The following is a 12,948-nucleotide window of genomic DNA, read 5'->3' on the forward strand; positions in this document are numbered from 1 at the left end:
CACGCTGAACTGCCGGTGGCAAGCGGCGCATTTGAAACGCCGCCTGGTCGTCAGATCGTAAACATCGACGCAGCCACAGATCGGACAGATCGGTTCGCCACCCGTCTCAGGCCAACGCAGCCGGCAGAACCTACGGTAGGCCGCCTCTTCGCCCTCGGTGAAGATAGTTTTGAGAGACAAGGTCCGCGCCGCCGCTGAAAGCAGAAAGTGCTGAGCCATCCGAGCCTCCGGAGAAAAGAATGTTCACACTATGTTCTCATATGCGCGCTTCGTCAACCTCTTGGTGCATTTGCTACCTAAGACCGCAAGAGCTCGTCGCGCAGGCTCCCGTTGAAGCTCTCGATGAAGGCGTTCTGCTGGGGCTTGCCGGGATCGATGTAGTGCCAGGACACCTCGTTCTCATCGGCCCATTTCAGGACAGCCCGGCTGGTGAACTCTGTCCCGTAGCACGACGGGAAGCAGCGCTGCCGAGAGGTTATAGCCACGCGCGGAGAGGTTATAGCCACGCGCGGAGCCCTCCTATCGCGCAGCGGGTGGCCATAACCGGGTCTCGGACCACACAAGACGACATCCACGTCTCGGGCAAGCTGGCGATTGTTTGATAGAGGTAGGCCCGCCGCAAGGCGATCAGGTCATTAGATAGAGATCACGATCGTTGCCTCTTCGAGCCCGCTCTCGGCCAGGTAGAAGCGCCCTGCTTTCGGACCGGTCGGTCTCGACCTCCGGGCGCGGGCGCGCTCGATCTATGCAGAGCGTCATGTGTGCCGCCGTGAGCTACGGCATACACTTGGTTGAGGAAACCAAAGGCCTGCTCAATTCAGACTCCTGCCATGACTTCGCTGATCGGTTTCGTTTCCTGAAACCATCTAGCGGGCAGGTTTTCTTCGTCGCTGATCTGGCCCGCACAACGCAGGATCGGCAGGGTCCTTCGGATGTCTTCCGCGACCTCGGTCCAGATCCAGCGGCTCGCCTCCATGTCGATCTCTCTGGAATCGATCACGCTGTGCCGGGTCTCGGAGACAATGCGCCCCGGCCTCGACAGTGCCCCGATCTGATTGAACGGGAGCAGAAACGAGATCGCATGAGTGTCATCCCCATGGCCGAGCTCGAAGACGCCGAATTCGCCGCGGCGGGCAGAGCGCGTGATCTCCCGGCGGGTGCCGACCACCTGCCAGATATCCCGGACCGGCTGGTTGCACAGAAGGTCCTCGAAGCCTTCGACATCATAGGCGAATGCCTCGAGCGGGCCGGCGGTTTCAAGGCCGGCGGGATCAATGCCCCAGACAAACCGTTCGGCAATCCCGGAGGACTGTCGAGAGACGGCGTCGGGCTGCGACAGGTCTGCGCCGGTGCGCGGCAACTCCGCCGGCGCCCGAGTTGCTGCCGACGTAGCAGGGTCCGAAGGGGGGTTTGCAGGTGCAGGGGCCTCGCGGGGCGTGGTGCCGTCGACCCCCGGCGTCTCGGCATCCGCGGCGCTCGCAAGGACCTCCGTTTGGGCGGCGAGGGCGGCCTCGTAGAGCTCGACGATCTCGGCCATGTTGATCGAGCCACCGCCCACGCCATTGGCGGCGGCGCCCGGCAGATCGAGGGTCTCGAACCGGCGCAGGAGGTCTTCGCGGTCGCAGCCCACCGCCCGCAGGAAGATGTTGGACTGGGCACTCCAAGGGGTGCCGAGAGGCTTGAGCTGACCGGCGTGGGCACCGATCCGGCGGATCACCAGGTCAGCCTCGGCCTGGGTGCAGCGCTGGAAATGCGGGTGACAGGTGCGGAGCTTGTGCAGCGGGCGGGTGGGGGTGCCGCGCTCCCAGACCTGCAGCACGCAGGGCACGTCCACCGTCTTGCCGACATGATTGAACGCCCGCGGCGGAATATCCTGCTGGTGCACCAGGTGCAGATTCCGGGCGACGCGGTTCTGATGGCTCTTCTTCTTGAAGGACGCCGGCAGGATGAAGGCCACCACCTCGACGAAGCCTGCGGCGTGGTTGAGGAATTTCAGGGCCGCGCTCTTGGAGAAAGGCGGGTTGCCGATGACCAGGCAGCGGCCGATGGGGGCTTCGGGCGCCCAGGCCAGGAAATCGCCGGTCCGGATCCCCGGCGCCTTGGGATCGAGATCGAGGGCGATGCAAGCGTTGCCGAGTTGATTGGAAAACGCGCCCGTGCCGGCGGAAGGTTCGATGATGGTGTCAAAGGGCTGCCCGGCATAGAGCGCTCTCACCAGATCGATGCACTCCCGCGCGACGCCGGGGTCGGTGTAGTACTGAGCCAGGGTTTTTGCGGTGGCGGCGGCGGTTGGGGTCTTGGTCGTCATGGGGCGTGGTCCTCGTTGCTTGTGGCGAGGAAGTGTTGTCGACGCGAAATTTCAGAAAAATTGCGGTTTAAAACCCCCGCTCCAAAGCGCCATCGATTGCCCGTGAGGGCAATCTAAGGCGCTGATATACATCGGTATTTATGGTGGGTGCGCGCGAGAAATTTTTTTGAGACCGGGGCTCTTCTTCGTTCTTGGAACTTTCGGGAAGTGCTGCCGTCGTCGGGGTGCTCAGCGCGGCGCAGACCGAGCAGGAGGTGTTCGGTGAGGATCACCGTGGCACCGGCATTGGCCGCCAAGATGAAGGCGCGTTGCGCCCGATACCGGCTGCTCTCCCTCGACGCGCGATATCGGGCGGCGCAGCCCATGGGATTTCAGAACGGGCTTTCAGACCGGGCGTTCAGCTGGCGTCGCCGAGGACGTCCGGCTCCGGCGCAGGCAGGTTTCGTCCCTTCCTCGGACCTTTTTCGTCCGGGTGTCTTTGGCGGCACCCGGACGAAAAAGGCTCGAGAGGGAGCTGTCACACAAGGGTGAGTTTCAATCTCAAGAAGGAGGCCACCATGCCCAAATCTGTCAATTCCAACACATCCACCGTCGGCGACCTAGTCGCGTGCAAGTTTCCGTTTGCCGAAGGCGCGCACAAGACGCGGATCTGCGCGGTTGTCGCGGTTTGCCCTGAAACCGACGAGGTCGTGCTGGCCTATGGCACCGGCAATCTGCGGTTCAAGGCAGATGTGACCCATGCCCTGACGGTGTTTCGGGAGGCCGATTGTCAGGCCGCCGGTCTGCACAAGCCGACCCGGTTCCAGGTGGATCGCCGCATCCGCCTGTCCGGAAACGACCCCCGCTTTCGCGTGCACCGCACCAAGGGCACGGCCAAGGTCGGTCAGCTGAACCCTGCAATGACAGCTCGGCTGAGGGAGATCTATCGCCGGATGCCGCCCGTCTGCGCCGCGAAAGAACGGCAGGGGATCCATCCCACCGGCCCGGTGCCGCGGCGCCGTCCCGGATTTTTCGGCCGGCCTCGTGTCGTGGTGCGGGCCCTCGCATCGGCTCCTCCGCATCGGCCCTCTGAGGCCTGATCTGCAGGCTCAGGCTCTGCCTGCCGCCCCGTTCTCCATGGCCCTTGGCCAGATATTCTCTTGTCCAGGCCTGTGAAGGCCGGGGCGAACCACCAGAAAACCGGCGCAGTCTGCGCGGTTACAGACAGGAATTGAACATGCCCACTCCGATCTCGAACAACGACCTGCTCTGCAACACCCAGACCCAGGGGCGGCGTTTTGCCCGCGTCTGGGAACAGGCTGGCCCTGACCTCACCGGGGCGCTGACGCTGCAGGGACGGGCTGCCCTTGCCCGCCTGCGGGAGGGGGACTGCCTGCGGGCGGAGGATGCCGAGGGGCTGCGCCTCATCGGCCACATCATCATCGACACGCACGACCGGCTGGCGGCGCAGCTGGAGAATGCGGCGCACGGAGAGGGGAGCCTCAAGAGCAAGAAGTGCCTCATCGAGGTTCTGATGCTGTCCTTTCTGGCCTTCATCGAGCGTCGCCAGGAGGCTCTCGACCGAGGGGGGAACTCGACAGAGCGCTGTCCCCAAGGCTGATGGCACCCCGGGCGCCCGACCGGCGCCCGGGACCTTGTCGCCTGCAGGTTCTGCCATTTGTTGGTCTCGGCGCCCGGGATCTGGGCCAGCTCCCGCACTGGGCGGTGGCTCGTCTTGCATGAAAGGATATACCTTGGGGGCGAAATGGCAGACCTCGCGTGCCGGGTTTTTCAGCGCTTCCTGTTTCAAAGTATGCTGGATGCAGTGTAGATGAGGCCTCGCGCATGGTGATGATCATCAGAAACCTTCCACCCCCTGTCGTTCCGGGCAGAACAGGGGCGGGCAAATGACACTCGTCGAGACCATCGTGTCGATTACATCGGTCATCGCCAGTGTGTTGGCGATCCTTTACATGCGCCACATCGCCCGGCACGCGGGCCGCGACCGGCCGCACGACCCGGAGCGCCTTCGTCGCTTCATCGAGACCGCACCCTACGAAGATGATCTGCGGGTATTCGCGACAGCGGTTCTGGGGTCGAAGGAGGCGGCGCAGGCATGGATGGTCAGACCGGCGCCGCATCTCGACGGCCACCGGCCGATCGATCTTGTTGCCACGCCGGCCGGTGCGAGAGCCGTGCGGCACTACTTGACGCGCCTGAAGCAAACCCGGGACGGGTGGAGGACTTCGACGGCCTCGGTCTGACGCGGGGCTGAGCCCGGGGCTTTCCTGGGCCGCTCCCGGTCGCCATGACCTCGGAGCGACCGCTGCCGCCGGCGTGAACCGGCTGAGGCGCTCAGGCTTCGGGCGCAGGGCCCTCCGCCTGTTTTGCCACCCAGAACCTGTGGTCGGACAGGCATTCATCGTCGCTGATATCTGTCTTGCCCGTCAGGTTTGGCAGGGCATCCTGGATATCGCCGGCGACCTCGGCCCAGATTTCCCAGCTCACATCCATGTCCAGCTCCCGGGAGTCGATCACACTGTGTCGGTTTTCCAGCGCGATGCGCCCGGGACCGGAAAGTGCGCCCCGCTCATCGAACGGCAGCAGGAAGGAAATCGCGTAGTGTTCATCTCCATGACTGATCTCGAAGACGCCATGCTCACCGGGGCGTGCGGAGGCCCCGATGTCCTGATAGCTGCCGAACTGCTCCCAGACCTGCCAGATCGGATCGTAACGGACCAGCTCTTCCAGTTGCTCCACGTCAAAGCCAAAATCTTCGAGGAATTCGTCATAGGCGTTGATTTGGTTTTCTTTCTCTTGTGTCAGTGAAGGGGAGGCGGTCTCGATGGAGCCCGGGCCAGAGGTCAGACCGGCGTCGATCCCGAGGACCGTGGCACCTCGGAAGGTTCCGGTGTCATTACCCTGCTCTCGCTCGGGCCGGCGAGAGTGCCCGGGGAATGGGATCACGCGTGCGGTTGCGTCAAGGCCTTGGCGTGCCGGAACCTCGCCAGGTGCGTCAGCTTCGGCGCATGCGGCGGCGGTCTCTGCGACGATCGCGGTCTCGTAGAGCTCGACGATCTCGGCCATGTTGATCGAGTCCCCGCCGGCGCCGCTGGCAGCCGCGCTGGCCATCTTAAGCGTTTCGAACCGGGTCCTGAGATCCTCTCGGCTGCAGCCGACGGCACGCAGGAAGATGTTGGACTCTGCACTCCAGGGCGTGTCGAGGGGCTTGAGCGCGCCGGCACAGGCGCCGACGCGGCGGATCACCAGGTCGGCCTCGGCCTGGGTGCAGCGCTCGAAGTGGGGGTGGCTGCGTTTGAGCACGTGCGCGGCACGCGGCTCTGCCTGGCGCTCCCAGATCTGGAAGACGCAAGGCACGTCGATCCCTGTTCCGCTTTTGGTGAACGCCCGCGACGGGATCTCCTCCTCGTGCACCAGATGCATGTTCGGGTCGACGCGGTTCTGATACGATGTTTTGCGAAAGGTCGTCGGCAAGACGAAGGCCACCACGTCGGCAAATTCCGCCGCGTGGTTGAGATACGCCAGCGCCGCGCCCTTGGCGAAGGGCGGGGTGCCGATTACCAGGCAGCGCCCGGTGGGGGCGGCAGGCTTCCAATCCAGATAATCGGCGGTTTCAATGCCCGGATGCGTCGGAGCGAGATCAAGCGCAATGCAATCACTGCGGAGCTGCCCCGAGAAGGCACCCTGGCCGGCCGAGGGATCGATGTTGGTCTCGAAGTTGAGGTCGGCATAAAGCGCGCGCACCTTGGCGACGCAGGCGGCGGCGACCTTGGGATCGATCTGATACTGGCTCAGGCGTGGTGCGGCGGCGGAAGTGTCGGTGATCTTGTTCGTCATAAGTGGTGGTCCTCATTGTTGTCACGAGGAAGTGGGTCCGAAGTAAAATTTCAGAACCGCGGTTTGAATCGAACTCGTGTCGCCCGCCTGACCACGGCGGCATTCGCGGGGAGATGCGGATCACAAGGAAAGGTCGAGGAGCCGGCCCTGCGGCATGCGGCGGTTACCGGAGCGGCCCGGCGTGAGCATCGCTGCAATGTCATCTTCAAAAATCATTCCAGAAAATTTTTCCGAACTCGGAAACAGACCAACCTCCGTTTTGCATGGGCGGGCACCGAGGGGTGTTTCGGCCTCATGCCGATCACGCTTGCGGGTCCCCCGCCCAAAGATCGTCACGCAAGACAACACGCAAAGGTTCAAAAAATGATACAGACTATAGACTTCACGAAAGCTGCCGCGCAGCAGGAAACCTTCGATTTCTTTACCCCCGATGAAAAAACGCTGCTCACTCAGTTAACCTGCAGGGCAAGTGCGTTGCTGTCCGACGCCGTTCTGCAGCTATTGCACAATCACCTGGCCGATCTTGACGGCCAGGAGGCACCGGCGGCACCCGTAGCCCTCTGGTTCAAGCACCTGGAGCGCGGTGATGCGCCTCGCAATTCCACCTCCCGGCTCCATGCGATCTTGTTTCTGGAGGGCGGCGAATTGGTGGCACGTCCTTTGGGGGACCTGCCTGCGGCAGTGCGCGCCGGCACCCTGGAGATCCTCGCCACCTTCTTCCTGACCGAGGACCTTTGCGAGGGCCTCTATTATCGGGCCGGGTTCAGCATCTTTAAAGCGCTTGATGCGGTGCATTTCAGGAATTTCACCCTGCTCCGCGGCGACCCGGCAAGTTGCGGCGAAGACAGTTTTGAAGAGTTGCTCGAAGAGCTGGAATTCGGCTGCAATACACAAGGTCTGAAGCTCGCGATGCATCCTTGGGCTGCGACAGAGCGCGGGGTGATTTTCAGCAAGGAAGTCGAACAGGCTTTGAACCTGATCCATCGCGTGGCTGGTTGAGCGCTTGCCTGCCGCGGCGTGAAGCGCCGCGGCATCATAAATCGGGACCCCTGCCTGGTGAGGCTGGCCGGTCGCCGATCTCAGCGGTGTTAAGAGAACGCGCGATCTCAGGCCGTTTTGTTTTTCCGAAACTACGACAGTGAACCCACCTCTTCTGCGCGGTGACCACGCCAACCCAATCCATGAAAGGACACGCCATGGGCGGAGTTTACACCAACAAGGCCTTGCTTCTGGACGAGCGCGAGATCGAGGCGGCATACGGCTACGCGCCCGAGAGCTTCGACGATCTGTATGACGCGGCGACAGAGTTTGCCGAGACCCGGGTCGGCGCCGACGAGCACCCGTTTGCCAGCTACCTCGGCTGCAGTTCCGAGCGCTTCGACGCCACCGAGCTGCGCTGTTATGATCAGCACAGCAGCTGGCTTGAAGACGGGCAGGTCTGGACCCGAAGCCTCGGCCGGATCATGCAGGATCTCGGTGACCTGGACCCAGAGGTGAGCGAGGTCTTCTTCCGCACCGGCGAGCCGCAGGACCTGATTGCCACCGTGTCGCAGCAAGCCACGGTGCTCATCGCCGAGGAACGCTTTTCCCGGGTGCGGGACATGATGACCGCCTTGGAAAATCTCAAAGAGGCCGGTCTGCCGTGCTTTCGCAATGCGCAGTATCTGACCGCTGGCGGCGATGATGATGCCTATGATCTGCGGGAGCGTGACTGGGGGGCAGGCAGGCGGGTGATCGTCGAGATGGCCTTTGTCTGGGGATGAGCGCCGGCGAGACGGTCGGCCCGGCCAGCATTTCGGGCCGGACGTTTCCGCGCCCCGCGTGACGATCCCACCCTTCCTGATGACCGCACCGGCCCCCTCCTGACGAGGGGCCGGTGATCGGTCGTCAAGAAGGAGTTGAAAATGAACCATAACCTCAAGGACGTCGAAATATGGGCGGTCCGGAACGGAGAACCGAAGGATGCCCTGCGCAGCTTGCGGCGGGTGCCGGCCCGATTGGGCCTGATTGATGCCGACCTGGCGACGCTCTCGGCAGACCCGGTCTGGTTCGAACACGAGATCGCGGGCCGGGGCTATGCTCTGGTCAGCCGCGCGAAGGATGTGGAGGCGGCCGGTCGGCGCGAAGATTCCCGCCTCCGAGCGCTGCTCAAGCGGTTTCACGCAGCACAGGGCGCGGCCCCGTCGCGCGATGAGGCCGTGCGGGCGCGGTATGACGCGCTGATGCAGCTGATCGCGGCGCAGGAAGGCAAGCCCGGCAGCGGCAAGCGCTGGAACATCGGGCGGCACCGCAGCCTGTGCAGCCTGCGCGCCCGGGCCCGTGTGGCCCCGGAAGCCCTCACCCAGGACGAGATCGACCGCATCGGGCGCGAGATGACGGCGGAAAAGCGCAAGGGACTGCGCAAGACGGTCCGGTTTCTCAACGACCTCAGGCATCTGACCGAGGCACTTCCCGAGCTTCGCGAGTTTCTGCCGGTGGCGCCGCTTGCCCCGCCTGCAGGATCCTCGCGAGCCCGGCGGCTGGAGTGGGACGCGCTGCCGGCGGCGTTCCGGGCCTCCTTCGAGGCGGCAGCAGATGCCTGCCTCGCTGGCGGTGACGACCTTGCCGAGACATTGCTGGCGCGGATCGAGGCTGGCGAAGACCCCGAGGCCGTCATGGCCGAGGCCGATGCCCTTGGCGCCGGGAGCCTGTCTGGTGTCGGCAAGCCAACGGCGGCACGGGAGCAATACCGGCTTGCCGTTGCCTGGCTGGTCCGGGCCTGGGAGGACAGCGGCGGCGACGCGGATGGTCTGACCGATCTGCGCGCGCTGTTCGACCGGCCCACGCTGGAGGCGGCCATCAAGGATCAGATCGCGCGATCCAGCGCTGCCCCGGACCTGCGCGACCCGCTGGCCTCGACCACGCTCAAGACGCGGCTCACCGCGCTCACCACCCTCGCGAAACGGGGGATCGAGGATGCCAGGGCTGTGGCGATCCTCAAGCTGTTGCGGACGCAGCATTTCGACGTGCCGCGCAAGAAGCTGCAGTGCGCCGGAGAGGGCGAGGGCGTGCAGATGGAGGTGGACCGGATCTTCGCAATGTTGCGACAGAAGCCGATGCTGGCGAGCCTCTGGTCGAACGCGCCGCGGCGCATCGCCGAGGCCGCGCGGACGCGGATTCTGGCCGCCCAGGCTGAGAAGAACCGCGAACGTGAAGTGAGCGCGCTGCGGCTCTTTGCCGGGGCGGCGGCCTATGCGCTGCAGATGTCGCGACCGATGCGGACCCGGTGCCTGCGCGAGGTGCGCCTCGCCTCGCGGGGCGAGGCCCGTGCCAATCTCCTGCGCAGCGCGCCCGGGACGGCGCGGTTCACGTTTCGCTTTGCGCCGTGGGAGATCAAGAACGGGAATTGGGTCACGGTGGAGGTCGTCGAGGACGACGCGACGATCCTGCGCGAATGGATCGATGACTGGCGCCCTCGCATGATCGAGCTGCAGCGGCTCGACCCCAAGAACGTCTATCTGTTTCCCGGAACGGCAGTGCCGAAACGCGATGAAGGCGACCCGGTGGCGCTGCCGAGAGGGTGTTATTCCGTGAGCGCTTTCCTCGAACTCTGGCGGGATGCCTCGGCGATCCTCGGCGTCCAGGAAACCCCGCACCGCATGCGGCATGTTGTGGCCTTGCTGATCCTCGCGCTGCGGCCCGGCGACTACGCCTTCGTGTCAACCGTTCTCGGCAATACCGAAGACACCGCGCGCAGGCATTACGGCCGCGACGACGGTGAGGCGGCGGCCCGCGAGACGCGCGCAGCCCTGCTCGCGCAACACCCTGACCTGTTCACGAAACTCAAGCGGAGACATGCCAATGAACGCTGAGATTGCCCGCGCCCGGCTGGCCGGGGTCCCGAAAGACGTCCGCGACGAGATGCTGCGGCAACGCGCCGATCTGCCGCCCGGGGCCATCGCGGTGGTGGCGCGGTTCTTCGAGGAACTGGAGCGGCGGGGTGAGCACGTCTCAGCGCCGTCCCGCGAAACCTTCGCCGCCACCTGCGGCAGCGAGTCGACGCTGGCGCTCTTGCTCAGGATGCTGGGCAAATACGCGCCTTTGGTCTGCCTGGCAGAGGGCAGGGAGCTGCGCCGCGACTATTATTCCAAACGTCCTGCCGGTCCGGCAAAGCCGGAGAAACGCAGGGCAGGGCTGGGCGTGACCCCGACGGAGGCGCGACACTGGCCTGAGGACTGGCAGGCTCTGTTGCCGGGCCTGCGGGCTGCCCCGATCAAGGACAGTTCGATCAACCGGCATGTCGCCTCGATCAACCGCTGCGCGGCTCTTGCGCCGCGTCTCACATGTCCGCCGCGGCTGGGCTGGCTCTTCGCCTGGGAACTGGCCGCGACGCTGCAGGAGCCGGATGACAGCGAAGATCGGCCGGGCGTGGGCGCCCGCACCGCAGCGTCTTACATCGGCGCGCTGCTGAGCCTGGGCCTGCACGGGGGCCTTGATGCCGACAGACTGGACGGCCTGCGCTCGGTTCGGAGCCATCTGCAACGCCAGGGTCGCCGGCTTCCGAAGCGGAAGCAGACCCGCATCGAGGCGCTCTACGAGGCTGGGGGCTATGCCAAGGTCATGCGGGTTGTGGTGAGCACGCTCGAAGCCGCCGACAAGCTGCCGGACTGGAGCGCCGAGGCTGCGAAGGCGCGGGCCACGGCGGCGATCCTCGCGGTCTGCACCAACGATCCTGCGCGCACCGGCGATGTCGCAATGTGGACGCTGGGAGGCCCCCTCGTGCGGCGCCCGACAGGCCAGTGGCAGCTGCGCTGGCGGCAGGGCAAGACCGGCCACTGGAAGGAGGCGGGCACGCTCTGGCCGGAGATGGGGGCCGTTGTGGATGAGCATATCCTCGGCGGTCGGCCGAGGCGCCATGTGCAGCAGCGCTACGAGGCTCTCAAGGGCAACAACTGGCTCTCTCTCGCGCCCGAGCCCTACGCCGGCCGCTGGCCGAGCGAAATGGTGAAGCTGGCCCTCGGCGTGCCGCTGCACGACCTGCGCACGCTCGCCGCCGATTATCTGCGGTATCACGACCCGGTCGCGGCGCCCCGGATCGTGGCTGTTCTGCTCGGGCACCGCAGTCAGGAGGCCGGTGGCGCATACAGCGCGCTCTGTGCCGAGACCGCAGCCCAGCGGGATTGGCAGGCCCTGCGGGCCGTTCATGCCGGAAGGTGAAGGCCGGCTGAGGCCCGGCCTTCATCGCCCCGGAAAACCCGATTGGACATCAGCCCCTTGCAGTCTTTGCGCCGCCCTCTTTGCGAGACGACGCAGAGACTGAAAGGAGCTGACCCCAGACAACAGACAGAAAGAAAGCCCAAGGGTGAGGACGACGGCCTGTCCGAAGCCAAACCTCAATGCGCGCGGAAAGGAGGTTTGCGCGCTCTTGTCGCTCCGGCAATCCCGCCGCGAGCAAATAACCGGAGGTCAACACATGTTTGATTGTCCAGGACTACAAACCACACCGCTTCACCACTTCCTTGCCAATGAATCAGAGGCACTGCAGAACGCGGCTCTGCTGCTCGGCGGCCGGCCCTGGCTCCGCAGGGTCCAAGGGCTTCTCGATCATGTCGACACCCAGCCCCGGCTGACTGATCGTATGGAGAAGGAACTGCACCATCTCTGCGATCTGCTGCATCTCGAGCATGTGCACGAGTTTGAGCGTCCGGAGGCGGGCTACTTCGCGGACCTCGACCCGGCAGGAGCGCATGTCGTCGAGATTTGCCGCCTGTCCGACGCTCTCGCCGAAGTTCTCGGACAGGCCGAGGCCCGACACGCAGCCAGATTCAACTTCGATGAGGAGTGTTGCGGATGACCAGCACTTACTGCGACCCCCTCGAAACCGCGCTCCTGCGCTTTTTCGACCTGCGCAATGCGGCAACTGCCGCTCTGGCGGCGCTCTCCAAACTGGCAGGCGACAGCGATGCTCTCGGTCGCCGCGTCTTGCGGCTCCGGAGCGCTCTGCAAGCCGGGGGCATGCTCGATGCCGCGGCCGAGGTAGAGCTCACGCTGGTGCTGGAGACGGTGGAGGCGCGAATTGCCGCCGGCACACAGCAGCACTTTGTCTCAGACGAGCACTGCGTGTCCGGCGGGGGATACATCACGCACCTCTCTCGAGATGCGGAGCAGTTCAGCACCGCGGTTTTGCCGCTGCAACAGCTGCAAGCCGCATGGCAGGACGTCCAGACCGCGCGAGAGACCGAGCGCGCCCTGGCGCAACTGCGCAGCTGAGTGTTCGCCCGCGCCTGGCGCCCCCCGGCGCGGGCCATGGTTTTTGGACGAGACTTCAAACCCATTTTTTGGGTTGTGCATACCGCGGACCAATCTCCACGGTATGCCTCAGTCTCACGAATACAACCTCCCGGTCTCGGAAGTCGCCAAACACTACGATCTGTCCGCTCGCACGGTCAGGAACGCCCTCAAGCAGGGTCATCTGTCGGGTGTCCGGATCAACGGCGGCTGGCGCTGTCGCTGGGCGGATGTCTGGGCGGCCGAAAAGGGCCCGGCGCCGCGAGGAACGCGGGCGGAGACGTACAAGGCTCCCCTGATGCGGAAAAAGACCCTGGCTGCAAAGTGGGGTGTCAGCGAACGCACCGTGGAACGCTGGATTGCCGATGGCCTGCCGACGCGCAATGTCTTCGGCAGCGTCAGAATTGCGCCGACAGATGCCGAGAAATGGATGGCCCGGACCTTCGGTGTCGCCGGAGACGCCGCCTGATGGCCAAATGCGCACACGGCCATGTGCAAAATCCCGACAGCCCGGCAATCCTCCGACAGCCGCACAT

General features: G+C 64.8%; 13 protein-coding genes and 1 pseudogene. 9 read left to right on the forward strand and 5 right to left on the reverse strand.

Annotated elements, in window-relative coordinates:
• The 3 genes and pseudogenes from ACN0SE_RS16190 to ACN0SE_RS16200 all read right to left on the reverse strand — a co-directional run.
• A partial coding sequence (locus ACN0SE_RS16190; protein WP_417525575.1) for a transposase occupies positions 1-219 on the reverse strand: 219 nt, incomplete at its 3' end.
• 86 nt (positions 220-305) lie between these two features.
• A pseudogene (locus ACN0SE_RS16195) lies at positions 306-452 on the reverse strand (integrase core domain-containing protein); the annotation flags it as partial.
• Positions 453-817: 365 nt separating this feature from the next.
• Positions 818-2,308, reverse strand: coding sequence for a hypothetical protein (locus ACN0SE_RS16200; protein ID WP_417525576.1), 1,491 nt, complete (start codon positions 2,306-2,308; stop codon positions 818-820).
• A gap of 527 nt (positions 2,309-2,835) precedes the next feature.
• Between ACN0SE_RS16200 and ACN0SE_RS16205 the strand changes: the two genes are divergently transcribed.
• From ACN0SE_RS16205 to ACN0SE_RS16215, 3 genes are all read left to right on the forward strand, one after another.
• Positions 2,836-3,387, forward strand: a complete 552-nt coding sequence (locus tag ACN0SE_RS16205) for a hypothetical protein (RefSeq protein WP_417525577.1) — start codon at positions 2,836-2,838, stop codon at positions 3,385-3,387.
• Between the two features lie 137 nt (positions 3,388-3,524).
• Positions 3,525-3,908 carry a hypothetical protein gene (locus tag ACN0SE_RS16210; protein ID WP_417525578.1) on the forward strand — a complete coding sequence of 128 codons (384 nt, stop codon included), beginning with the start codon at positions 3,525-3,527 and terminating at the stop codon, positions 3,906-3,908.
• A gap of 286 nt (positions 3,909-4,194) precedes the next feature.
• Positions 4,195-4,551: an antitoxin Xre/MbcA/ParS toxin-binding domain-containing protein gene (locus ACN0SE_RS16215; protein ID WP_417525579.1), complete on the forward strand. Its 357-nt coding sequence runs from the start codon at positions 4,195-4,197 to the stop codon at positions 4,549-4,551.
• Between the two features lie 91 nt (positions 4,552-4,642).
• On the opposite strand, the gene ACN0SE_RS16220 is transcribed toward ACN0SE_RS16215, so the two are convergent.
• The gene (locus tag ACN0SE_RS16220) at positions 4,643-6,145 is read right to left on the reverse strand and encodes a hypothetical protein (protein WP_417525580.1); all 1,503 of its coding nucleotides are present in this window, start codon (positions 6,143-6,145) and stop codon (positions 4,643-4,645) included.
• Between the two features lie 294 nt (positions 6,146-6,439).
• On the opposite strand from ACN0SE_RS16220, the gene ACN0SE_RS16225 reads away from it, so the two are divergent.
• The 4 genes from ACN0SE_RS16225 (at position 6,440) to ACN0SE_RS16240 (ending at position 11,341) form a co-directional block, all read left to right on the forward strand.
• Positions 6,440-7,144, forward strand: a complete 705-nt coding sequence (locus ACN0SE_RS16225) for a hypothetical protein (RefSeq protein ID WP_417525581.1) — start codon at positions 6,440-6,442, stop codon at positions 7,142-7,144.
• A 197-nt stretch (positions 7,145-7,341) separates the two neighbouring features.
• On the forward strand, positions 7,342-7,908 hold the full coding sequence (locus tag ACN0SE_RS16230; RefSeq protein WP_417525582.1) for a hypothetical protein: 567 nt from the start codon (positions 7,342-7,344) through the stop codon (positions 7,906-7,908).
• 141 nt (positions 7,909-8,049) lie between these two features.
• Complete coding sequence (locus tag ACN0SE_RS16235; RefSeq protein ID WP_417525583.1) at positions 8,050-9,996, forward strand: hypothetical protein; 1,947 nt, start codon at positions 8,050-8,052, stop codon at positions 9,994-9,996.
• Entirely contained in the window at positions 9,986-11,341 is a 1,356-nt protein-coding gene (locus tag ACN0SE_RS16240; RefSeq protein ID WP_417525584.1) for a hypothetical protein, read from the forward strand. Before ACN0SE_RS16235 ends, ACN0SE_RS16240 begins: the two co-directional genes overlap by 11 nt.
• A gap of 313 nt (positions 11,342-11,654) precedes the next feature.
• Here the strand turns inward: ACN0SE_RS16240 and ACN0SE_RS16245 are convergent, their stop codons facing one another.
• A complete protein-coding gene (locus ACN0SE_RS16245; RefSeq protein WP_417525585.1) occupies positions 11,655-11,939 on the reverse strand; it encodes a hypothetical protein in 285 nt (94 codons plus the stop codon).
• 35 nt (positions 11,940-11,974) lie between these two features.
• Here ACN0SE_RS16245 and ACN0SE_RS16250 point away from each other — a divergent pair, with 35 nt between their 5' ends.
• Positions 11,975-12,394 carry a hypothetical protein gene (locus ACN0SE_RS16250; protein WP_417525586.1) on the forward strand — a complete coding sequence of 140 codons (420 nt, stop codon included), beginning with the start codon at positions 11,975-11,977 and terminating at the stop codon, positions 12,392-12,394.
• Between the two features lie 316 nt (positions 12,395-12,710).
• Positions 12,711-12,881, forward strand: a complete 171-nt coding sequence (locus tag ACN0SE_RS16255) for a hypothetical protein (protein WP_417525587.1) — start codon at positions 12,711-12,713, stop codon at positions 12,879-12,881.
• Positions 12,882-12,948 lie beyond the last annotated feature (67 nt).

The organism is Marinovum sp. (assembly GCF_048263515.1).
Lineage (GTDB): Bacteria > Pseudomonadota > Alphaproteobacteria > Rhodobacterales > Rhodobacteraceae > Marinovum.